Genomic DNA, 23,691 nt, shown 5'->3' with positions numbered 1-23,691 from the left:
GCCGACCGCGCAGGAGACCTCATGAGCCACGAGCACCGGACGCGCGCGCGCCCGCCAAGGGCCCGTCTGCGTCTTTCGATCCGGAGGAGGAATCGATGAGCCACGACGACCAGGCGCCCATGCGCCTGCGCTGGGCGCGGATGCGCTTCTCCATCATCAGCCACCTGCTCGCCTCTCCGCCGGAGCCCGGCGAGCTCGCGAGTCGGATCGCCGAGCTCGCCGCGAAGTCCTGGCGACACCCGACCAAGGGCTCGGTGATCCGGCTCTCGCCCAAGACCATCGAGCGCATGTACTACGCGGCACGCAGCGCGGATGACCCGATCAGCGTGCTCGCGCGCAAGGTCCCGAAGCACGCCGGCTCGCAGCCGAGAATCACGACAGCGGTCGCGTCCGCGATCGAGAGTCAATATCGCGATCACCCGCGCTGGACCTGGCAGCTCCACCACGACAACCTCGTCGCGCTGGCAAAGACCACCCCCGCGCTCGCCCCGGTGCCCAGCTACGCCACAGTGCGCCGCTTCATGAAGGCCCGCGGCATGTATCGCATCCAGAAGCGGCGCCAAGGCAGGGCGGTCGAATCGGAGATCGTGCCGCGCGAGACGCGCTCGTACGAGCTGGCCTACGTCAACGCGCTCTGGCACTACGACTTCCACGAGGGCAAGCGAAAGGTCATCACGGCCAGCGGGGAGCTGAAGACACCCTATCTCTTCGGCCTGCTCGACGACTGCTCGCGGGTGTGCTGCCACGCGCAGTGGTACCTCGACTGCGAGAGCACCGAGAACCTCGTGCACGGCTTCAGCCAGGGGATCCAGAAGCGGGGGCTGCCGCGCGGCGCCTACAGCGATCGTGGAGGTGCCATGAAGGCCGCCGAGATGCGAGAGGGGCTCGAGCGGCTCGGCATCGCGCAATATCTCACGCTGCCGAACAGCCCTCATCAGAACGGCAAGCAAGAGCACTTCTGGACGCTCGTCGAAGGGCGGCTCATGCCGATGCTCGAGGGCGAACCGAACCTCACGCTCGATTTGCTCAACACTGCGACCCAGGCGTGGGTCGAGCAGGAGTATCATCGCACCGTCCACAGCGAGCTCAAAAAGACTCCGCTCGATCGCTACCTCGAAGGCCCCGACGTGAGCCGCCCGAGCCCCGACTCCGAGGCGCTGCGCCGGGCTTTCCGCATGGAGATCTCGCGCCACCAGCGCCGGAGCGACGGGACGGTCACGATCGAGGGCGTGCGCTTCGAGGTCCCCTCGGCGTACCGCGTGCTCGAACGTCCCCGGATTCGTGTCGCGCGCTGGGATCTCTCCAGCGCAGAGCTCGTCGACCCGCGCTCGGGCGAGCACCTCGCCACGCTCTTTCCGCTCGACAAGGAGCGGAACGCGGACCGGGCGCGTCGCGCGCTCACCGAGATCACCGCGCCGCTGGCTCCGTCGAGGAAGCCTGCCGGTATCGCGCCGCTCCTGCGCCAGCTGATGGCCGAGTACGCGGCCACGGGCCTGCCGCCCGCCTACCTGCCCAAGAACACGGAGGACGATTGACCATGATGAGTCGACTCCTGTCTCTCTACAGTTTGAAGTACATTCCCTTCCGCGCCGACGTGCCCGCCGAGGCCCTCTACGTCTCGCCGCCCGTCGACGCCTTCCTTCGTCGCGTCGAGCTCGGTTTGGCCCACGGCGGCTTCGCCATGCTCACCGGCGATCCCGGCACCGGCAAGAGCATCGCTTTGCGCCTGCTCGCTGCACGGCTCGGCGCCCTGACCGACGTGGTGGTCGGCACCATCGAGCATCCCCAGAGCAGGGCCGGCGACTTCTACCGCGAGCTCGGAGATCTATTCGGGGTCCCGCTCTCGACCAGCAACCGCTGGGCAGGTTTCAAGGCGCTTCGCACGCGCTGGGCCGAGCACTTCGCCACGACGCTTCGGCGACCCGTGCTGATCCTCGACGAGGCGCAGGAGACGAGCACGCCCGTGCTCAACGAGCTGCGCATCCTCTCCAGCAAGGACTTCGATTCGAGGCAGCTGCTCTGCGTTGTTTTCGCCGGTGACTCCCGTCTCCCCGAGCGTCTCCGCACCGCCGAGCTCTTGCCGCTCGGCTCGCGCATCCGCCGCCGGCTCGTCCTCGACTACGCCTCTCGCGACGAGCTGCTCGCGTGTCTCGACCACGTGCTCGCCGCCGCCGGCAACCCCTCCTTGATGACCGCGGAGCTCAAGGCCACGCTCGCCGACCACTCCGCCGGGAACTACCGCGTGCTCATGAACCTCGCCGACGAGCTGCTCGCCGCCGCCGCCGAGCGCGAGCTGCCGCGGCTCGACGAGAAGCTCTTCCTCGAGATCTTCGGCGCGGCCCCGAGGCCCAAGTCCGCTAACCGCAAACGGTGAACCTGGAGGCGCCCATGCCACGCACCGCCAACGTCACGCTGCCGATCCCCGAGCCCCTCGCGCTGCTCGACGCCACGCTGCTTTTCCTCATCCAGGTCCTGCTCGCGCAGCACCCCGATCTGCTCGCGCCCCCCGAGGAGCCCGCGCCCCGCACTCCGGGCCTGCGCGCGGCCCGCCGCATCTTCGAGGCCGTCCGCGAGCTCCACGCCGCACTCGACGGCTACCGCGCCTTCCTCCCTGCGGATCACTCGCGGGCGCTCGGCGACGAGCGGCTCGGCGACGACATCCCGTTTTGAGGCGACCCCGCCCGCGCTCGGCTCATAACGCCGCGCGTCCCTCGATCTTCGCGCTCAAAGGCCCTCAAAATTCGTGCTCGTGTCCGTCCTGGCGTCGCGGCCCGGCTATGCCCAAGGCCGTGATGGCCATGACGCCGCGCGTCCCTCAATCTTCGTGCTCGGCACCCCCTCAAACTTCGCGAGCACGCTCAGTCAGCCACGTGGAGATGCTCGGATCCGAGCGTGTTCTCCCGGATGGCTAAAGCGCGACGGAAGAGCGGCTCGGCTGTCTCGGAGTCGCCCTTCGCGTACAGCAACCTGGCCAGGCTGTCGAGATTGGTGGCCACGTCGGGATGCTCGGATCCGAGGGCCTTCTCCAAGATGGCCAAAGCGCGACGGAAGAGCGGCTCGGCCGCCGCGTAGTCGCCTTTCGTATGAAGCAACCTGGCCAGGCTGTGGAGGCTGCTGGCCACCTCGGCATGCTCTGGCCCGAACGTCCTCTCCCGGATGGCCAAAGCGCGATGGAAGAGCGGCTCGGCGGCCGCGTGGTCGCCTTTCGTATGGAGCAACCTGGCCAGGCTGTCGAGATGGGTGGCCACGACGGGATGCTCGGATCCGAGGGCCTTCTCCAAGATGGCCAAAGCGCGACGGAATAGCGGCTCGGCGGCCGCGTAGTCGCCTTTCGTGTGGAGCAACTCGGCCAGGTTGTCTAAACTGGTGGCCACGTCGGGATGCTCTAGCCCGAGCGTCCTCTCCCGGATAGTCAGAGCGCGACGAAAGAGCGGCTCGGCGGCCACGTGGTCGCCTTTCGTATGGAGCAACTCGGCCAGGTTGTCTAAACTGGTGGCCACGTCGGGATGCTCTAGCCCGAGCGTCCTCTCCCGGATAGTCAGAGCGCGACGGTAGAGCGGCTCGGCCGTCGCGTAGTCGCCTTTCCTGTCGAGTAACAGCGCCAGGCTGTCTAGGCTCTCAGCCACGTCGGGATGTTCTGGCCCAAGCGCCTTCTCTCGAATGGCCAGAGCGCGGCGGAGGAGCGGCTCGGCCGTCGCGTAGTCGACTTTCACCAAGAGCAACAGCGCCAGGTTGTTGAGGCTTTCAGCCACGTCGGGATGCTCGGGCTCGAGCGCCTTCTCTCGGATGGCCAGAGCGCGGCGGAGGAGCGGCTCGGCCGTTGCGTAGTCGACTTTCACCAGGAGCAACGTGGCCAGACGGTTGAGGCTCTCAGCCACGTCGGCATGCTCTGACCCGAGCGCCTTCTCTCGCAGGTCGAGCGCCCGCCGTGCGAGGGGGATGGCCTCGTCGTATCGTCCGGTCTGCTCGAGTTCGACGACGCGGCGATGCAGCCGCTCTGCCTCTTCGAGCGGCCCTTTTGCCGCCGCGGCCGCCTCCTGTGGTGGCATCTGCGCCTGCGCCTCAACCCCCGGATGCACGGCCACGATCGCCACGGCGAATCGTGTTGCACATGCCCGCAAAATAGCTTTCATCTCACTGTTCCTCATCGCTCGGGTTGAGCCGGGCGAGCGCTGTCGCGTCGACGAACGGTACTACCTGAGCGCGGCCCCCTCACCACGGGCTCGCATCTACTCGGGCGCAATCCGCCCGTTGTCCAGAGGCCTCGGCACGTCGGCTTCTCGCACGGGAGGCGGCTCCTTTCCGGAGAGCGACAGCCCGCTGCCGCCAGCGATGAAGGCGGCCCAGTAGAAAGGGTGTAATCCCTTGCGAACCATGGCGATCTGCACTTCGCGTAGCGCATCGCTGCGCCCGTCGTCGGCCGAGAGCCGACCGTAGTAGGCCGTCATCAGCGCCTGGGTCTCCTCGTCGGCCACCTTCCACAGACTCATGATCTGGCTGTCGGCCCCGGCGAGCACGAGCGCGCGCCGTAGCCCGTAGACGCCCTCGCCCCGCTGGAGCGCGCCGATTCCGGTGTCGCACGCCGACAGCACCACGAGCTTGGTTCCCCAAAGATCCAGCCCCGCCACCTCGAGCGCGGTCAGCACGCCATCCTCGCTGCCGCTGCGCCGCAGGTTGGCGCCTGCCAGCGCGAGGCCCGAGCGCAAGAGCGCGTTTTCGGGCAAGGGCGGCAGCGCTCCGGGCTGGAGCACGGTCAGGAACGGCCGCGCCTCGCGGGACGCGTGCGGTGCCGCGGGTGCCTGCGCCAGGAAGAAGCCATGGGTTGCCATGTGCAGGATGGAGGGGCCCGCGAGCGCCTTGACGGCGGCCTCTGTGGCGTCCTTGTCGAGCAGCAGGCGTGCGTCCGGCAAGAGCTGCTTGACCGCGCGCGCCTCGGGTTCGGTCCACCGGAGTGGGCCGAACTGCATCGCGCCCATGGCGTCCGAGCGGTGCCCTGAGGTCGCAGCGGCTGGTGCGCCGCCCTCGTCGTAGGCGGGGTTGCCGAGGACCAGCGGCGATGAGCGCGGGCTCTCGGTCTGGGTGACTTCGATGCGCAACAGGTCCCGGCCGCTGGTCAGGTAGGTGAAGCGATAACGCGCGAGCAGAAACTGCCCGCGCTCATCGACCAGCGCTGCAAAGGGCACCAGGTTGAGCTCTCCGTCCGGCGAGAGGTACACCTCGCGCGCCTCGCCCAAGAGCCGTCTCACCGGCTGCATCACCTTCTCGTCAAGCTTGCGCGCCGCCTCGGCATAGCGCGGATCGGCCGTGCTCAGCGCCGCGCGCGCTCGAGCGACGAGCGCGTCGATGGGCGCGGCCGGGCCCAGCTCCACCCAGAGTGGCTTGCCCGTCCGGTGCAGCACGTAGGCAACGTAGTGCGGGTCGCCAAACCATCGGCCTGGCTTCGCGTGCGGATCGTAAGGATGAAACAGCGCAATCTCGATCAGCGCGGCATCCGGACCGAGCGCGGCTTGCACAGCCTCGAGGGTGACGGCCCGACGCTCCGCGGCGAGCGCTTTATACCGTTCCGCCAGGTCTCGCTCGAGGACCTCGATGTCCGCCTGTAGCTCGGCGAACGCGTCGCTGTGATGGCGCACGTCTTCGCCACGCCGCGGCCCGCGCAACGTGCGCTTTGCGAGCTCGCCCCGGAGGCGTGTCAGCTCGGCCAGCTTCGTCTGGTCCTCAGGCCGGCCGCGAGCACGGAGTTGCGTGAGCAGGTCGGTCATGGCGTCGAGGACGCGGCCCTTGCGCTGCAGCAGGACGGCGAGCGCGAACCGGGCGGCGTCGGCGCGGTCCGACAACGCGCGGACGTGGAGAGACACGGTCATGTCGGTGTGACCTTCCAGCATCGACGCGAAGGCGTGCTTTTGCCGCTCGCTGCCGGCGGCAACGACGGAGGCCAGGACCCGCTCGTGGATCGCAGCAGCTCGCTGCAACAGCGGAAGCGCTCGCGTGGGCGCCGCGCTGGCCCAATGCAACCAGGCCAGGTTGTCGAAGCTCTGAGCCACCGCGGGATGCTCGGGGCCGAGCGTCTTTTCCCAGATGGCCAGAGCCCGGCGGTAGAGCCGCTCGGCCGCCGCGTGCTCGCCTTTCGCTTGGAGCAAGACGGCCAGATTGTTGAGGCTCTGAGCCACGTCGGGATTCTCTGGCCCGAGCGTCTTCTCCCGGATGGCCAGAGCGCGACGGACGAGCGGCTCGGCCCTCGCGTGGTCGCCTATCGCCTGGAGCAAGACGGCCAGATTGTTGAGGATGGCTGCCACGTTGTGATGCTCGGCCCCGAACGCCTTCTCCACGATGGCCAGCGCGCGGTGGTAGAGCGGCTCGGCCCCCGCGTAGTCGCCTATCGTCTGGAGCAACCCGGCCAGGGCGTTGAGGCTCTGAGCCACAGCGGGATGCTCGGGGCCGAATGCCTTCTCCCGAATGTCGAGGGCGCGACGGTAGAGCGGCTCGGCCACGGCATAGTCAGCCTTCTGCTCGAGCAACAAAGCCAGGCTGTAGAGGCTGGCGGCCACGTGGGGATGTTCTGGCCCGAGCGCCTTCTCCCGGATGACCAGAGCCCGGCGGTAGAGCGGCTCGGCCGCCGCATAGTCACCTTTCTCCTGGAGCAGCAAGGCCAGGCCGGCGAGGCTCTGAGCCACGCCGGGATGCTCTGGCCCGAGCGCCCTTTCTCGCAGCGCGAGCGCCCTCCGTGCGAGGGGGATCGCCTCGTCGTATCGGCCGGCCTGCTCGAGCTCGGCGACGCGGCGATTCAGCCGCTCTGCCTCTTCGAGCGGCCGTCTTGCCGCCGTGGCCGCCTCTTGTTCGGGCGCCTGCGCCTGCGCCTCGACCGCCAGATGCGCGGCCATGATCGCCGCTGCCAATCGCGTTGCACGTGACGGCAAAAGAACCTTCATCTCACCGCTCCTCGTCGCTCAAGTTGAGGCAGGCGGGCGCAGTCGGGTCGGCGAACAGCGCAACCAAGGCGCGGCCCTCCTTGCGATGGGCTCGGCGCTATTAGGGCGCGGCCCCTGCGGTGTCCAGAGCCCTCTCCAAGTCGGCTTGTCGCACGGCGGGCGGCTCCTTCCCGGAGAGCGAGCGGCCGCTGCCGCCAGCGATGAAGGCGGCCCAGTAGTAGGGGTGCAAGCCCGTGCGAGCCATGGTGATCTGCACTTCGCGCAGCGCATCGCTGCGTCCCTCGTCGGCGGAGAGCCGACCGTAGTAGGCCGTCATCAGCGCCTGGGTCTCCTTGTCGGCCACCTGCCACAGACTCATGATCTGGCTGTCGGCGCCGGCGAGCACGAGAGCGCGCCGGAGCCCGTAGACACCCTCACCCCAGTAAAGCGTGCCGACCCCCGTCTCGCACGCGGACAGCACGACGAGCTTGGTTCCCCACAGGTCCAGGCCTGCGACCTCGAGCGCGGTCAGCACGCCGTCCTCTCCGCCGCTGCGTCGCAGGTTGGCGCCTGCGAGCGCCAGGCCCGAGCGCAAGAGCGCGCTCTCGCGCAAGGGCGGCAGCGCTTCGGGCTGCACCAGGGTCAGGAACGGCCGGGCCTCGCCGGGCGCGAGCGGTGCCGCGCGTGCCTGCGCCAGGAAGAATCCGTGGGTGGCCATGTGCACGATGGCGGGGCCCGCGAGCGCCTTGACGGCGGCCTCGGTGGCGTCCTTGTCGAGCAGCAGGCGTGCGTCTGGCAAGCGCTCCTTGACCGCGCGCGCCTCGGGCCCCGTCCACCGGAGTGGGACGAAGTGCGTGGTGCCCATGGCGTCCGAGCGGCGCCCCGAGGTCGCGCCGGCCGGCGCGCTGCCGCCCTCGTCGTAGGCGGGGTTGCCGATGACCAGCGGTGACGAGCGGGGGCTCTCGGTCTGGGTGACTTGGAGACGGAGCAGGTCCCGGCCGCTGGTCAGGTAGGTGAAGCGATAACGCGCGAGCAAGAAATGCCCGCGCTCATCGACCAGCGCGGCGAAGGGCACCAAGTTGAGCGCTCCGTCCGGCGACAGGTACACCTCGCGCGCCTCGCCCAGGAGTTGCCTCACCGGCTGCATGACCCTCTCGTCGAGCGCGCGCGCTGCTTCGGCGTAGCGCGGATCGGCCTCGCTCAGCGCTGAGCGCGCTCGCGCGATGAGGGCATCAATAAGCACGGCCGGACCCAGCTCCACCCAGGTTGGATCGCCGGTCGGATGCAACACATAGGCGACGTAGTGCGGGTCGCCAAACCTGGGCTTGGGCGTCGCGTGCGGATCAAAGGGGTGAAACAGCGCGATCTCGATCAGCGCGGCGTCCGGACCGAGCGCGGCTTGCACGGCCTCGAGGGTGACGGCTCGGCGCTCCACGGCGAGCGCTTTATACTGCTCCGCCAGGTCTCGCTCGAGCGCTTCGGCGTCCGTACGCAGGCTGGCGAGCGTGTCGCTGTGATGGCTCACGTCCTCGCCGGGCGCAGGTCCACGCAGCGTGCGCGTCGCGAGCTCGCCCCTGAGGCTTGCCAGCTGGGCCAGCTTCGCCTGGTCCTCCGGCCGGCCGCGGGCACGGAGCTGCGCGAGCATGTCGGTCATGGCATCGAGGACGCCGCCCTTGCGCTGCAGCAGGACGGTGAGCGCGAGCCGAGCGGCGTCGGCTCGGTCGGGCAGCGCGCGGACATGAAGAGAGACCGTCCTGTCGGTCTCGCCTTGCACCGTCCACGCGAACGTGTGCTTTTGCCGCTCGCTGCTGGCGGCGAGTACAGCGGCTAGGGCCCGTTCGTGGATCGCGGAAGCCCGCTGCAAAAGGGGAAGCGCCTGCGTGGGCGCGGAGCCTGCCCAATGCAACGCGGCCAGGTGGTTGAGACTCTGAGCTACGGCGGGATGCTCGGGCCCGAGCGCCTTCTCTCGGATGGCCAGCGCGCGACGGAGGAGCGGCTCGGCCGCCGCGTAGTCGCCTTTCGCCCAATGCAACGCGGCCAGGTTGTTGACGCTGCCAGCCACGTGGGGATGCGCGGGCCCGAGCGTCTTCTCCAAAATGGCAATAGCCCGGCGGACAAGCGGCTCGGCCGCCGCGTAGTCGCTCTTCGCAAGGAGCGCCCCAGTCAGGTTGTTGAGGCTGCCAGCCACATGGGGATGCTCGGGCCCGAGCGTCTTCTCCAAAATGGCAATAGCCCTGCGGAGGAGCGGCTCGGCCGCCACGTGGTCGCCTTTCGCACGTAGCAGGAACCCGGCCAGGTTGTTGAGGCTGGTGGCCACCTCGGGATGCTCGGGCCCGAGCGCCTTCTCCCGGATGGCCAGAGCCCGGCGGTAGAGCGGCTCGGCCGCCGCGTGGTCGCCTTTCGCCCAATGCAGCGCGGCCAGGTTGTTGAGGGCGATGGCCACCTCGGGATGCTCGGGCCCGAGCGCCTTCTCCCGGAGAGCAAGCACCCGGTGGAGGAGCGGCTCGGCCGCCGCGTAGTCGCCTTTCGCCTCGAGTAACAAGGCCAGGTTGCTGAGGCTGGTGACCACGTAGGGATGTCTGGGCGCGAGCGCCTTCTCCCGGATGGCCAGAGCGCGACGGTAGAGCGGCTCGGCCGCCGCGTAGTCGCCTTTCGTCTTGAACAACAAGGCCAGCTCGTTGAGGCTGTGAGCCAGGTCGGGGTGCTCGGGCCCGAGCGCCTTCTCGCGGATGGCCAGAGCGCGACTGCCGACCGGCTCGGCCGCCGCGTAGTCGCCCTTCGTACGGAGCAATCCGGCCAGGGTGTTGAGGCTGGCGGCCACCTCGGGATGCTCGGTCCCTAGCGCCTTCTCGCGGATGGCCAGAGCCCGGCGGAGGAGCGGCTCGGCCGCCGCGTAGTCGACCTTCGCCTGGAGCAACAAGGCCAGGTTGGTGAGGGAGGTGGCCACATCGGGATGGTCGGCCCAGAGCGCCTTCTCGCGGATGGCCAGAGCGCGACGGAAGAGCGGCTCGGCCGCCGCGTACTCGCGCTTCGCCTTGAGCAACCCGGCCAGGTTGGTGAGGGAGGTGGCCACGTCGGGATGCTCGGTCCCTAGCGCCTTCTCGCGGATGGCCAGAGCGCGACGGAAGAGCGGCTCGGCCGCCGCGTAGTCGCCTCTCGCCTTGAACAACAAGGCCAGCTCATTCAGGCTGGTGGCCACGTTGGGATGCTCCGGTCCGAGCACCTTCTCGCGGATGGCCAGAGCCCGGCGGTAGAGCGGCTCGGCCGCCGCGTAGTCGCCTCTCGCACGGAGCAACAGGAACAGGTTGTTGAGGCTCTGAGCCACGTCGGGATGCTCTGGCCCGAGCGCCTTCTCGCGGATGGCCAGAGCCCGGCGGTAGAGCGGCTCGGCCGCCGCGTAGTCGCCTTTCGCCTGGAGCAACCCGGCCAGGTCGTTGAGGGAGGTGGCCACATCGGGATGCTCTGGCCCGAGCGCCTTCTCCCGGATGGCCAGAGCGCGACGGTGGAGCGGCTCGGCCGCCGCGTAGTCGCCTTTCGTCTGGAGCAACCCGGCAAGATTGTTGAGCGAGGTGGCCACATCGGGATGCTCTGACCCGAGCGCCCTCTCCCGCAGCTCGAGCGCCCGCCGTGCGAGAGGGATGGCCTCGTCGTATCGGCCGGCCCGCTCGAGCTCGAGGACGCGGGCACTCTGCCGCGCTGCCTCCTCTAGCGGCCCTTTCGCTGCCGCCTCGTGTTTCGGCATCTCCGCCAGTGCCTCGACCCGCGGGCGCCCGTCCCCGACCGTCACCCCGAGCCGTGTTGCGCGTGGCATCGAAAACTGCTTCATCCCACCGCTCCTGATCCTTCGGCTTCGGCTGGGCGGGCGCCTTCGCGCTGGCGAGCAGCGATACAGATACCCGGAGCATCCGTCCGAACACGCGTTGCCGTGACCCGTCGACGACTGCCTGGCAGAGATCCTCTCGCCGACATCGAAAGTTCCTCATGCGCGTCGCACACCGGTGATCGTGGGTGCGCCGCCCCGGACGTCAAGTGGACATCGCTCCCTCGTTCGGGAGGGGCTGTCGGCGTCTGGGGGCCCCATCTCCTGGAGCACGCGTCGCTCAATGAAGCTGAAAATGCCGCAGCTGGCTCCCTCGGCCTGAAAATCAGCGTGAGACGACCTGGCGTTTGCCCCTTCCGCCCCTGCTTGACCTTTGAGCGCTGTTCTTTATCGATCTGTCATGGGCTGCTCGCGCGCACGAGCGCACGTCGGCTTTCGCGGAGGGGTAGAAATATGGTGACGCCAGGAGCCAACGTCGGCATCTGCCAGGATCGGAAGCTCCCGCGCGATCTGCAAGAGGATGGAATACGGGGCGGCGTGCGACGCGCGTCCTTCGCGGGCACATGATGGTCCGGGGGCCCATCGGGAGGAAACGGCCTCGCGGCCGCTATTGTTGGAGGAGCACCATGAATAGCCAGCCGAACGACGAACACGACGACGCGGGGAGGAGCAGCGCTGACGACACGGTCCCGACCTTCCGCGCGCTGCTCATCGGCATCGACCTCTATCTCCCGAACCGGCTCGAGAACGGCGCCACCTACGCGCCGTTGAGCGGCTGCGTGAACGACATCCGCCTCGTCGAGGCGGCGCTGCACACCCACGTCACTGGACCGCTCGAGATCACGAAGCTCGTCGCGCGCGACACCGGTGCTGACCAGCCCGACGGGCCGAGCTCCGACTTGCCCACGTACGCCAACATGAAGGCGGCGTTCGACGCGCTGGTCACCCGGGCGCAGCCAGGCGACCAGGTGTACATCCACTACTCTGGCCACGGCGGCCGCGTCCCCACGAGGTTCGAGGAGCTGAAGGGGGCGGGCAGATACGACGAGACGCTGGTGCCCATGGACATCGGCGAGCGCTCGACGCCTTACCTGAGCGATGTCGATATGGTGTATTACCTCGACGCGCTCACGAGGAAGAGCCAGGCGATCGTGACCGTGGTGCTCGACAGCTGCCATTCCGGCGGCGCGACGCGAGGGGTCGACGTCGCGCCGCGGTGCGCGACAGGCGCCCGCGAGGGGGTCGATCCCACGCTCGACACCACGGAGCGGCCGAGGGGCGGCGTTGCCTCGGATGACGAGCTTCGCGCCGCGTGGAAGCGGCTCGTCGCGACGGGCGCCGCGCCGGGAGCGGCCGTTGGTACCAGCTGGCTCCCACCGTCCAACGACTACGCGCTCCTTGCGGCGTGCCGCGACGATCAGACAGCGCTGGAGGCCAACGACGGTGACCAGCGGGGCGGCGTGATGACGGCGGCCTTCCTGAACGCGCTGACGCGGCTCGGCAAGGATCAGACCTGGAAGACGCTCTACGAGCGCGTGTTCACCGTGGTGCATAGCCAGCACCCGACGCAGACACCCCAGTTCCTCGGCAAGGGCGAGCGCCAGGTGCTCGGCGTCGCGCTCCGGCCCGTCGCGTACAAGGTGAGGGTGATCGGAATCGATGAAACGAACCGGAGGGTGAGGCTCAGCGCTGGCCGCGCGACGGGGATGAAGATGGGGAGCAAATTCGGCCTCTATCTTCCCGGGACGACGGACTTCACGCGGGACAACAGGCGCGTGGGCGGCGCCGCCGTCGACGAGGTGTCAGGCATAGAGAGCTGGGCGACGCTGGACGCGGGCACCCCGGTCGAAGCGGTCCAGCCGGGCGCCCCGGCGATCCTCGAGGACGTGGGATCGGTCGCGCTGAAGCGCGCAGTCAACCTCTTCCGCCGGAATGACCTGCCGCCCGGGATCGACCAGGAGCGGGCGTTCGCGGCCCTGGGGGCAGCGATCGAGACGAGAGGGCGCGGCTTCCTCGTGCTCCACACGAGCGGGACGCCGCACTATCAGGTCGCCATCAACGACGGCGGTCAATACGAGATCTGGGACCCGAGCGGAAAGCGGATGCCCAACGTGCCAGCGGTGAGCGTCGGCGCGCCGAAGGCGGTCGAGCTCGTGGTCGACCGGCTGATCCACATCTTCCGGTACAAGACCATCGAGGAGGTGTACGATCCGTTCTCAGGGCTCAAGGACACGCTTCGCGTCGAGCTCCGCGCTCCCCCGGCAGGGTGGTCGCCGGGTGACTGGATCGAAGGCGGCACGGTGATGGAGCCGGAGGGCGGCAGATACGTCGTGAAGCCCGGTTCCTACTCGTTCGTTCGTGTCGTGAACGACAGCGATCGTCGAATCAATGTCGTGGCTGTCGACCTCGAAGATGATTGGAGCATCGGCGCCGTCATGCCCCCCGACCCGTCCCGGCAGTACTACACCACCGTGGATGCCCATCGAGACGCCTGGTTCGCGCTCGGGGCCGTCCTGCGCGCCGGGCACACTTCGGCCGTCAACGTCATCAAGATATTCGTGACCGTCGACGACTCCGATTTCTGGTGGCTCCTGCATCCGCCGATCGATCAGCCCATCACCCGGTCGGAGAGGAGGAGAGCCAGCGCTGCGCGAGACGCGCTCTTTCGGCTGCGCGAGGCGCTCGACGCCGAGAAGAACGAGGAGAGCAGGATGCGCGTCGTGTCCCAGCCGGGCTTCGACTGGACCGTGCATCAGATCCTCGTCGACACGAAGTAGGCTCGAGGATTTGCGCAAGGCGCACGCGTGCTCCGGGTTGCGCCTCGCGCCAGTGCCCCGTCTGAAGGTGCGTGTCGGTAGGCCCGGGGAGCGTGTCCTGATCCCTTCTGTGCGACACGATGGCCTGCGGCGGGCCGCGGCTCGCGTGCCATGGCTTGCCGGCGTGGCCCCTCTCGCCACCGGGCCTACTCGGGTGCGGCCCTGCCCACGGTGTCCGCTGCCTTCGGCACGTCGGCTTCTCGCACGGCGGGCGGCTCCCTTCCGGAGAGCGAGCGGCCGCTGCCGCCTGCGATGAAGGCCGCCCAGTAGTAGGGATGCACGCGCTCGCGCGCCATGGCGAGCTGTGCTTCGCGGAGGGCGTCGCTGCGCCCCTCGCCGGCCGAGAGCCGACCGTAGTACGCCGTCATGAGCGCCTGGGTCTCCTCGTCGGCGACCTTCCACAGACTCATGATCTGGCTGTCGGCCCCGGCGAGCACGAGCGCGCGACGCAGCCCGTAGACGCCCTCGCCGCGGGCGAGGGGGCCGATCCCCGTGTCGCACGCCGAGAGCACGACGAGCTTGGTCCCCCACAGATCCAGGCCTGCGACCTCGAGGGCGGTCAGCACGCCGTCCTCGCCGCCGCTCCGCCGCAGGTTGGCGCCTGCGAGCGCCAGACCCGAGCGCAAGAGCGCGTTCTCGGGCAAGGGCGGCAGCGCTTCGGGCTGCAGCACGGTCAGGAACGGCCGGGCCTCGCGGGACGCGTCCGGTGCCGGGCGTGCCTGCGCCAGGAAGAAACCGTGGGTGGCCATGTGCAGGATAGAGGGGCCCTCCAGCGCCTTGACAGCAGCTTCGGTGGCGTCCTTGTCGAGCAGCAGGCGTGCGTCTGGCAAGCGCTCCTTGACGGCGCGCGCCTCTGGCCCCGTCCACCGGAGTGGGCCGAAGCGCATTGCGCCCATGGCATCCGATCGGCGCCCCGAGGCGGCACCGGCCGGCGCGCCGCCGCCGTCGTCGTAGGCTGGGTTTCCGATGACGAGCGGCGACGAGCGCGGGCTCCCGGTCTGGGTGACTTCGAGGCGGAGAAGATCGCGGCCGCTGGTCAGGTAGGTGAAGCGATAACGCGCGAGCAGGAACTGCCCACGCTCGTCGACCAGCGCCGCGAAGGGCACGAGGTTAAGCTCTCCGTCGGGCGACAGGTACACCTCGCGCGCCTCGCCGAGGAGCTGCCTGACCGGCTGCATGACCTTCTCGTCGAGCGCGCGTGCCGCCTCGGCATAGCGCGCATCGGTCGCGCTCAGCGACGCGCGCGCAGCAGCGACGAGCGCATCGATGGGCGCAGCGGGGCCGAGCTCCACCCAGCGTGGCTCGCCGGTTGGGTGCAGCACATAAGCGACGTAGTGCGGGTTGTCGTACCGGCGGCCGGGCTCCGAGCGCGGGACAAGGGGCCGAAACAGCGCGATCTCGACGAGCGCGGCGCCCGGCGCGAGCGCGGCTTGCACGGCTTCCACGCTGACGGCGCGGCGCTGCACGGCAAGGGCCTTGTACCGCGCCGCCAGGTCCTGGTCGAGCACCTCGATTTCCGCCCGCAGCCTGGCGAGCACGTCGCTGTGATGGTTCACATCCTCACCGGGCGCAGGCCCGCGTAGCGCGCGCGTTGCCAGCTCACCCGCGAGCCTTGCCAGCTGGGCCAGCTTCGCCTGGTCCTCCTCCCGGCCGCGGGCATGGAGCTGCGCGAGCATGTCGGTCATCGCGTCGAGGACGCGGCCCTTGCGCTGCAATAGGACGGCGAGCGCAAGCCGGGCGGCGTCGGCGCGATTGGGCAGCGCGCGGACGTGAAGGGATACGGTCTGGTCGGTCTGGCCTTGCACCGTCCGCGCGAAGGCGTGCTTTTGCCGCTCGCTGCTGGCGGCAAGGACCGAGGTCAGGACCGGCTCGTGGATCGCTGCAGCCCGCTGCATCAGCGGAAGCGCCCGCGTGGGCGCCGCGCTCGCCCAATGCGACCAGGCCAGGTTGCCCAGGAGAATGGCCACCTTGGGATGCTCGGGCCCGAGCGCCTTCTCCGAGACGGCCAGGGCCCGGCGGTAGAGCGGCTTTGCTCCTGCGTGGTCGCCTTTCTCATCGAGCAAGACGGCCAGGTTGCCGAAACTGAAGGCCATCATGGAGTCGTCTGGCCCGAGCGCCTTCTCCCAGACGGCCAGGGCCCGACGGTAGAGCGGCTCGGCCGCCCCGTAGTCGCCTCTCTCCAGGAGCAACCCGGCGAGGTTGTGGAGGGTCCGAGCCACGCGGGGATGCTCAGGCCCGAGCGCCTTCTCCCGGATGGTCAGAGCGCGACGGAGGAGCGGTTCGGCCGCCGCGAAGTCGCCCATCTCGAAGAGCAATACGGCCAGGCTGTCGAGGCTTTTGGCCACCGCGGTATGCTCGTGCCCGAGCGCCTTCTCCAGGATGACCAGGGCCCGCCAGTGCAGCGGCTCGGCCGCCACGTGGTCTCCTTTCGTCATGAGCAACCCAGCCAGGTTGTGGAGGGTGGTGGCCACGTCGGGATGCTCGGGGCCGAGCGCCTTCTCCGTGATGACCAGAGCCCGGCGGAGGAGCGGCTCGCCCGCCGCGTAGTCGCCTCTCGCATGGAGCAGTAACGCCAGGAGGTTGAGGGGGGTGACCAGGGCCGGGTGCTCAGGCCCGAGCGCCTTCTCCCCGATGGCCAAAGCGCGACGGACGAGCGGCTCGGCCGCCGCGAAGTCGCCTCTCTCCATGAGCAACCCGGCCAGGATGTTGAGGCTGATGGTCACGTCGGGGTGCTCAGGCCCGAGCGCCTTCTCCCCGATGGCCAAAGCGCGACGGACGAGCGGCTCCGCTCCTGCGAAGTGGCCTTTCTCTATGAGCAACGCGGCCAGGCCGTTGAGGCTGGCGGTCACGTCGGAATGCTCAGGCCCGAGGGCCTTCTCCCGGATCGCAAGAGCGCGGCGGTAGAGCGGCTCGGCCGCCGTGGTGTCGCCTTTCCCATGAAGTAACAACGCCAGGATGTCGAGGCTTTGGGTCAGGTCGAGATGCTCGGGCCCGAGCGCCTTCTCTCGGATGGCCAGAGCGCGGCGGAGGAGCGGCTCGCCTGCCGCGTAGTCGCTCTTCACCAAGAACAATAATGCCAGGCTGTCAAGGCTTTGGGCCACGTCGGGATGCTCAGGCCCGAGCGCCTTTTCTCGTAGATCGAGCGCTCTCCGTGCGAGGGGCATGGCCTCGTTGTACCGGCCTGCCTGCTCGAGCTCGGCAACGCGGGCATTCAGCCGCTCTGCCTCTTCGAGCGGCCCCGTTGCCGCCGTGGCCGCCTCCCGTTTCGGTGTCTGCGCCTGCGCAGCGACCGCCGGATGCACGGCCACTATCGCCGCTGCGAATCGTGTCGCACATGCCCGCGAAAACCGCTTCATCTCACCGCTCCTCATCCCTCAGCCTCGAGCTGGGCGAGCGCGGTCGCGTCGGCGAACAGTGCGATCAAGGCGCGGCCGCCCTCGCCACGGGCGCGCTGCGATTAGGGCGCGGCCGCTACGGTGTCCAGCGCTCTCGGCACATCGGCCTCTCGCACGGGCGACGGCTCCCTTCCAGAGAGCGAGCGGCCGCTGCCGCCTGCGATGAAGGCCGCCCAGTAGTAGGGATGCAAGCGCTCGCGCGCCATGGCGAGCTGAACTTCGCGCAAAGCGTCGCTGCGCCCCTCGCCGGCGGAGAGGCGGGCGTAGTACGCCTCCATGAGCTCCTGGGTCTCTCTATCGGCGACCTTCCACAGACTCATGATCTGGCTGTCGGCCCCGGCGAGCACGAGCGCGCGACGCAGCCCGTAGACGCCCTCGCCCCGGGCGAGGGTGCCGAGCCCCGTGTCGCACGCCGAGAGCACGACGAGCTTGGTCCCCCACAGGTCCAGGCTTGCGACCTCGAGCGCGGTCAGGACGCCGTCTTCGTTGCCGCTGCGCCGTAGGTTGGCGCCTGCCAGCGCCAGGCCCGAACGCAGCAGGGGGTTCTCGGGCAAGGGCGGCAGCGCTCCGGGCTGCATTAGGATCACGAACGGGCGGTCCTGGTGGGGCGCGAGCGGTGCGGCGCGTGCCTGCGCCAGGAAGAAGCCGTGGGTGGCCATGTGCACGATGGCGGGGCCCGCCAGCGTCTTGACGGCGGCCTCGGTGGCGTCTGTTTCGAGAAGCAGGCGTGCATCTGGCAAGAGATCCTTGACGGCGCGCGCCTCCGGCTCGGTCCACTGGAGTGGGCCGAAGCGCATCGCCCCCATGGCGTCCGAGCGGCGCCCCGGGGTCGCCCCGGCTGGCGCGCCGCCGGCCTCGTCATAGGCAGGGTCGCCGAGGACCAGGGGCGACGAGCGCGGGGTCTCGGTCTGGGTGACCTCGAGGCGGAGCAGGTCGCGGCCGCTGGTCAGGTAGGTGAAGCGATAACGCGCGAGCAGGAGCTGCCCGCGCTCGTCGACCAGCGCCGCGAAGGGCACGAGGTTGAGCTCTCCGTCCGGCGAAAGGTACACCTCGCGCGCCTCGCCGAGGAGCTGCCTCACCGGCTGCATGACCTTCTCGTCGAGCGCGCGCGCCGCCTCGGCGTAGCGCGGATCGGTGGTGCTTAGCAACGCTCGAGCAGAAGCGACGAGCGCATCGATGGGCGCGGCCGAGCCCAGCTCTACCCAGTGTGGATCGCCGGTCCGGTGAAGCACATAGGCGACATAGCGCGGGGCACCAAACCTGCGGCCGGGTTTCGCCTGCGGATCATAAGGCCTGAAGAGCGCGATCTCGACGAGCGCGGCGCCCGGACGGAGCGCGGCTTGCACGGCCTCGAGGGTGACGGCGCGGCGCTCCGCGGCCAGTGCCGTGTACCGTGTCGCCAGGTCTTGCTCCAGGACTTCGGTGTCTGCCCGCAGCTTGGCGAGCGCGTCGCTGTGATGGCTCACTTCCTCTCCGGGCGCAGGCCCGCGCAGCGTGCGCGTCGCCAGCTCGCTCCTCAGGCTCGCCAGCACCGCCAGCTTTGCCTGGTCCTCCTCTCGGCCGCGCGCACGGAGCTGCGCGAGCATGTCCGTCATGGCGTCGAGGACGCGGCCCTTGCGCTGCAACAGGACGGCGAGCGCGAGTCGGGCGGCGTCGGCGCGGTCGGGTAGCGCGCCGACGTGAAGAGAAACGTTCATGTCGGTCTGGCCTTCCAGCGTCCACGTGAACGCTTGCTTTTGCCGCTCGTTGCTGGTGGCAAGGACAGCGTCCAGGACCCGTTCGTAGATCGAAGCAGTCCGCTGCATCAGCGGAAGCGCCTCCGCGGGCGCTGCGTTCGCCCAATGCAAGTCGGCCAGGTTGTCGAGGGCGGCGGCCACGTTGGGATGCTCGGGCCCGAGGGCCTTCTCCCAGATGGCCAGCGCGCGACGGACGAGGAGCTCGGCCGCCGCGTCGTCGCCTTTCGCATCGAGCAACGTGGCCAGGTTGTTGAGGTAGGTAGCCACGTCGGAATGCTCAGGCCCGAGCGCCTTCTCTGCGATGGTCAGAGCGCGACGGAGGAGTGGCTCGGCTGCAGCATAGTCGCCTTTCGCCTGGAGCCACCGGGCCAGATTGTCGAGGCTGATGGCCACGACGGGATGCTTGGGCCCGAGCGCCTTCTCGAAGATGGCCAGCGCGCGACGGAAGAGCGGCTCGGCTGCGGTGTAGTCGCCTTTCTTAAGGAGCAATCCGGCCAGGTTGTTGACGCTGATCGCCACGTCGGGGTGTTCGGGCCCGAGCGCCTTCTCGAAGATGGCCAGCGCGCGACGGTAGAGCGGCTCGGCTGCGGTGTAGTCGCCTTTCTCCTGGAGCAACCGGGCCAGATTACCGAGGCTGATAGCCACGTCCGAATGCTCTGGCCCGAGCGCCTTCTCCACGATGGCCAGAGCGCGACGATAGAGCGGCTCGGCCGCCGCATAGTCACCTTTTCTAAAGAACAATCCGGCCAGGTTGTAGAGGCTGATGGCCACGAGGGGATGCTCGGGCCCGAGAACCTTCTCCGAAATGGCCAGAGCGCGACGGAAGAACGGTTCGGCCGCTGTGTAATCGCCTTTCGCAACGAGTAGCTCGGCCAGGTTGTTGAGGCTGATGGCCACGTCGGGATCCTCAGGCCCGAGTGCCTTCTCAAGGATGGCGAGAGCGCGACGGAGGAGCGGCTCGACCGCCGCGTAATCGCCTTTCGCATAGAGCAATGCGGCCATATTATTGAGGCTGATGGCCACGTTGCGATGCTCAGACCCGAGGGCCTTCTCCCGGATGGCCAGAGCGCGACGGAAGAGCGGCTCGGCCGCCGCGTAATCGCCGTTCGCATAGAGCAATCGAGCCAGATTGTCGAGGCTTGTAGCCACGTCGGGATGCTCGGGCCCGAGCGTCCCTTCTCGCAGCGCGAGCGCCCTCCGTGCGAGGGGGATGGCCTCGTCGTATCGGCCGGCTCGCTCAAGCTCGACGACGCGGCGATTCAGCCGCTCCGCCTCTTCGAGCGGCCCGTTCGGCGCGGCGTCCGCGTCCAGATTCGGCGTCTGCGCGGGTGGCTCGACCGGTGGATGTGCGGCGACGAGCGGTGCTGAGAATCGTGCTGCACGTGCCTTCGAAATCCGCTTCATCTCACCGCTCCTCATCCCTCAGCTTCGAGCTGGGCGCGCTCCGTCGCGTCGGCGAACAGCGCAACCCGGCGACAGTCCAGGTCGCGTCATTGTCGATGGGACCGCAGGCCGTGAAAGTTCCTCATGGACGCCGCACACTTGTGATCGTGCGTGCGCTGGCTGGGACGTCAAGTGGACACCGCTCTCTCGTTCGGGGCGCGCCTTCCGCACCGACGTGAGCCGCACCGACCTTGTTTGCTTGTCTCGTCCCCGCGGCGCGGGGGGCCATTGCCACGAGCATGCGTCGGTTCAATAGAGATGAGATTGCCGCAGCTGGATCCCTCAGCCTGAAAACCGACGCGAGACGAGCCGACGGTTGCCGCCCCTCCGTCCCAGCTTGACCTTCGCGCCCTCTTCCTTATCGATCCATCATGGGCTGTCCGTGCGCCCGAGCGCGCGCCGGCCTCTGAGGAGGGATAGGAATATGGCAACGCCGGAAGCCAATGTTCGCATCTGCTACGATCGGAAGCTACCGCTCGCTCTGGAAGAGGATGGAAGACGGGCCGCCGTGCGGGAAAATCCGGCGAACGACGTGGATCCCAGCCTCAATCCGAACGACCCGAACCTCACGCCATCGGAGAAGATCGCGCTCATCGCGAGCAAGCGGTGGCGCCCCGGGAAGGTCCTGAAGATTCGCTTCCTCGACGGCTCCTCCACGATGCGGGCGAAGGTCGAGCGGTACGCAAAAGAGTGGACGAAGCACGCCAATATCCAGTTCGACTTCGGCAATTCGACCTTCGCGGAGATCAGGATCTCCTTCTACGCCGACTCGGGCTCGTGGTCGGCGCTCGGAACCGACGCCCTGGTGGAGCAGTACTTCCCGCTCAGCCAGCCCACCATGAACTTCGGCTGGCTCCGGGACGATACCAGCGAAGAGGAGTACTCGCGCATCGTGCTCCACGAGTTCGGCCACGCCCTCGGCGCCATTCACGAGCATCAGAACCCCCGGGGTGGCATTGTGTGGAACAAGAAGGCCGTCTGCAGGTACTTCTCCGGGCCACCGAATTACTGGACCAAGGAGCAGATCCGCTTCAACGTCCTCGAAAAGTACTCGGAGGATATCCTCCTGGGCACCGAGTTCGATCCCGCCTCGATCATGCTCTACCCCATCCCCCCCTCGCTCATCGTAAGCCCCGCGGGCTGGGCGGTCCGGGACAACGCCAAGCTGTCGCAGATGGATATCGAATTCATCAAGATCGCCTATCCTCAGACAGTCTCGGCGCGGTAGCATCGATGCCGCGCTCGATCTGCGACGCGCAGCCGTCGCGGAGTCATGAAATTCGGGGAGCCACCGGGGGGACCGGCCTCGCGGCCGCTATCATGGAGGGGCACGATGGAGAGCCAACCGAACGATGAACACGACCAGACGGAGAGGACCAGCACCAGGGACACGGGCCCGACCTTCCGGGCGTTGCTCATCGGCATCGACTTCTACTTCCCGAACCGCCTCCCGAACGGAGCCACGTACAGGAATTTGCGAGGATGCGTGAGCGACGTCGGGCGCGTCGAGGTGAGGCTGAACGCGCAGGTCCCAGGGCCCCGCGAGATCACGAAGCTCGTCGCGGCCGACACCGGGGCAGGCGTGCCCGCCGGGCCGAGGAGCGACTGGCCTACGTACGCCAACATGAAGGCAGCGCTGGATGGGCTGGTCGCCCGGACGCAACCGGGCGACCAGGTATTCATCTACTACTCCGGCCACGGGGGCCGCGTCCCCACGAAGTTCCCCGAGGAGAAGGGGCCCGGCGGGCGCGACGAGACGCTCGTGCCCATGGACATCGGCGAGGCGTCGACGCGCAACCTGCGCGATCTCGATCTCGCATATTACCTCGTCGCGCTCGCGAAGAAGAGCCAGGCGATCGTGACGGTGGTGCTCGATAGCTGCCATTCCGGCGGCGCGACGCGCGGGGTCGACGTCGCGCCGCGGTGCGCGACAGGCGCCCGGGCGGAGGTCGAGCCCACGCTCGACACCACCGAGCGGCCGACGGACGGCGTCGCCCCCGATGACGAGCTACGCGCCGCATGGAGGCGGCTCGTGGCGTCGCTCAGCGCACGGGGGGTCGTCGCTGCCACGAGCTGGCTGCCCGCGTCCAACGACCATGTGCTGCTCGCGGCGTGCCGCGATGACCAGTCGGCGCTGGAGGCCAACATCGAGGGGAACCGGCGAGGCGGCGTGATGACGGAGGCGCTCCTGGAGGCGCTGGAACGGCTCGGCGCGGACCAGACCTGGAAGACGGTCTACGAGCGGGTGCTCGCCCGGGTGCACAGCCGATTTCCATCGCAGACACCCCAGCTCCTCGGTGAGGGCGGGCGGCAGGTGCTCGGCGTCAAGCTCCAGCCTGTCGCGCACACTGTGACGGTCATCGGAATCGACGCCTCGAACCGGAGGGTGAGGCTCCGCGTCGGCCGGGCGATGGGGATCGCCAAGGGCAGCACATTCGGCCTCTACCGCCCCGGGACGACGGATTTCACGCAGCTCGACAAGCGCGTGGGCGGCGTCGTCGTCGACGAGGTAATGGCAACGGAGAGCTGGGCGGTCCTGGAAGAGGGCACCCCGGTCGACAAGGTAGAGCTGGGCGCCCCCGCGCTCCTCGAGGACGTGGGATCCGTCGAGCTGCGGCGTCAGGTCAACCTCTTCCGCCGAGACGACTTGCCGCCCGGGATCGAGCAGCAACGGGCGTTGGCCGCCCTCGAGGCCGCGATCAACACGAGAGGGCGCGGCTTTCTCGTGCTCCACACGAGCGGGACGCCTTACTACCAGGTCGCCATCAACGACGGCGGTCAATATGAGATCTGGGACCCGAGCGGAAAGCCGATGCCCAACGTGGGAGCGGTCAGCGTCGGCGCGCCGAACGCCGCCGCCCTCGTGGTCGATCGGCTGGTGCACCTCTTCCGGTATCAGACCATTCTGGAAGTCGACGACCCATTCTCGGCGCTCAAGGACGCGCTCCGCGTCGAGCTCCGCACTCCGCCGCCAGGGTGGTCGCCGGGCGATCTGATCGAGGGCGGGACCGTGATCGAGCCGAGCGGCGACGCTCATGCTGTGCAGTCCGGCGCATATACGTTCGTCCGTGTCGTGAACGACAGCAATCGTCCAATCAATGTCGTGGCCGTCGACCTCGAAGATGATTGGAGCATCGACCCCATCATGCCTCCTGATCCGTCTGCGGGGTATTACACCACCGTGGAGGCCCAGAGGGATGTCTGGTTCGCATTCCAGTCCGTCCTGCGCCCCGGGCGCACTCGGGCCGTCGACGTCATCAACATCTTCGCGACCGTCGACGACGCCGATTTCTGGTGGCTCCTGCAGCCGCCGATCGACCAGCCGATCACCCGGTCGGTGATGGTGAGGAGCGGGGCTGCTCGCGACGCGCTCTTCCGGCTGCGCGAGGCGCTCGATGCGGATCGGAACACGGCGCGCGTGATGAGCACCGTGTCAAAGCCGGGCTCCGACTGGACCGTGCGGCAGATCCGCGTCGTCACGAGCTAGGCTCGACGACGGGATCAAGGGCGCAACCGCGCCGCGCGGTGAGTTCCTGCCGATTTGCTGGTCAGGTCGGCCACGCGGCTGCGCGC

11 protein-coding genes are annotated in these 23,691 nt (G+C 68.7%); 6 read left to right on the top strand and 5 right to left on the bottom strand.

Annotation, left to right across the window (positions count from 1 at the left end; translation table 11 throughout):
* Window positions 1–95 precede the first annotated feature (95 nt).
* From WME97_RS29200 to WME97_RS29190, 3 genes are read left to right on the top strand one after another with little or no spacing between them, the layout of a single operon-like run.
* Window positions 96–1,535, top strand: coding sequence for an IS481 family transposase (locus WME97_RS29200; protein ID WP_437542218.1), 1,440 nt, complete (start codon window positions 96–98; stop codon window positions 1,533–1,535).
* Window positions 1,536–1,537: 2 nt separating this feature from the next.
* Entirely contained in the window at window positions 1,538–2,374 is an 837-nt protein-coding gene (locus WME97_RS29195; protein ID WP_437542216.1) for an ExeA family protein, read from the top strand.
* 14 nt (window positions 2,375–2,388) lie between these two features.
* The gene (locus WME97_RS29190; protein WP_437542214.1) at window positions 2,389–2,670 is read left to right on the top strand and encodes a hypothetical protein; all 282 of its coding nucleotides are present in this window, start codon (window positions 2,389–2,391) and stop codon (window positions 2,668–2,670) included.
* A 188-nt stretch (window positions 2,671–2,858) separates the two neighbouring features.
* On the opposite strand, the gene WME97_RS29185 is transcribed toward WME97_RS29190, so the two are convergent.
* From WME97_RS29185 to WME97_RS29175, 3 genes are all read right to left on the bottom strand, one after another.
* Window positions 2,859–4,094 (bottom strand): tetratricopeptide repeat protein, encoded by a 1,236-nt coding sequence (locus tag WME97_RS29185; protein ID WP_437542212.1) that lies wholly within the window; start codon window positions 4,092–4,094, stop codon window positions 2,859–2,861.
* 135 nt (window positions 4,095–4,229) lie between these two features.
* Window positions 4,230–6,929: a CHAT domain-containing tetratricopeptide repeat protein gene (locus tag WME97_RS29180; protein WP_437542210.1), complete on the bottom strand. Its 2,700-nt coding sequence runs from the start codon at window positions 6,927–6,929 to the stop codon at window positions 4,230–4,232.
* A gap of 100 nt (window positions 6,930–7,029) precedes the next feature.
* Complete coding sequence (locus WME97_RS29175; RefSeq protein ID WP_437542208.1) at window positions 7,030–10,734, bottom strand: tetratricopeptide repeat protein; 3,705 nt, start codon at window positions 10,732–10,734, stop codon at window positions 7,030–7,032.
* A gap of 620 nt (window positions 10,735–11,354) precedes the next feature.
* Here WME97_RS29175 and WME97_RS29170 point away from each other — a divergent pair.
* Window positions 11,355–13,505 (top strand): caspase family protein, encoded by a 2,151-nt coding sequence (locus WME97_RS29170; RefSeq protein ID WP_437542206.1) that lies wholly within the window; start codon window positions 11,355–11,357, stop codon window positions 13,503–13,505.
* Between the two features lie 185 nt (window positions 13,506–13,690).
* Here WME97_RS29170 and WME97_RS29165 read toward each other — a convergent pair whose 3' ends face one another.
* Both WME97_RS29165 and WME97_RS29160 read right to left on the bottom strand, forming a co-directional pair.
* Complete coding sequence (locus WME97_RS29165) at window positions 13,691–16,900, bottom strand: tetratricopeptide repeat protein (protein ID WP_437542204.1); 3,210 nt, start codon at window positions 16,898–16,900, stop codon at window positions 13,691–13,693.
* A 101-nt stretch (window positions 16,901–17,001) separates the two neighbouring features.
* On the bottom strand, window positions 17,002–20,079 hold the full coding sequence (locus WME97_RS29160) for a tetratricopeptide repeat protein (RefSeq protein WP_437542202.1): 3,078 nt from the start codon (window positions 20,077–20,079) through the stop codon (window positions 17,002–17,004).
* A 463-nt stretch (window positions 20,080–20,542) separates the two neighbouring features.
* On the opposite strand from WME97_RS29160, the gene WME97_RS29155 reads away from it, so the two are divergent.
* The gene (locus WME97_RS29155) at window positions 20,543–21,346 is read left to right on the top strand and encodes a M12 family metallopeptidase (protein ID WP_437542201.1); all 804 of its coding nucleotides are present in this window, start codon (window positions 20,543–20,545) and stop codon (window positions 21,344–21,346) included.
* 105 nt (window positions 21,347–21,451) lie between these two features.
* A complete protein-coding gene (locus tag WME97_RS29150) occupies window positions 21,452–23,605 on the top strand; it encodes a caspase family protein (RefSeq protein WP_437542199.1) in 2,154 nt (717 codons plus the stop codon).
* Window positions 23,606–23,691 lie beyond the last annotated feature (86 nt).

The organism is Sorangium sp. So ce367 (assembly GCF_051520455.1).
GTDB lineage: Bacteria > Myxococcota_A > Polyangia > Polyangiales > Polyangiaceae > Sorangium > Sorangium cellulosum_B.
Note: the sequence above shows the minus strand (reverse complement) of the source record. Positions and strands in the feature narration are given on the sequence as shown.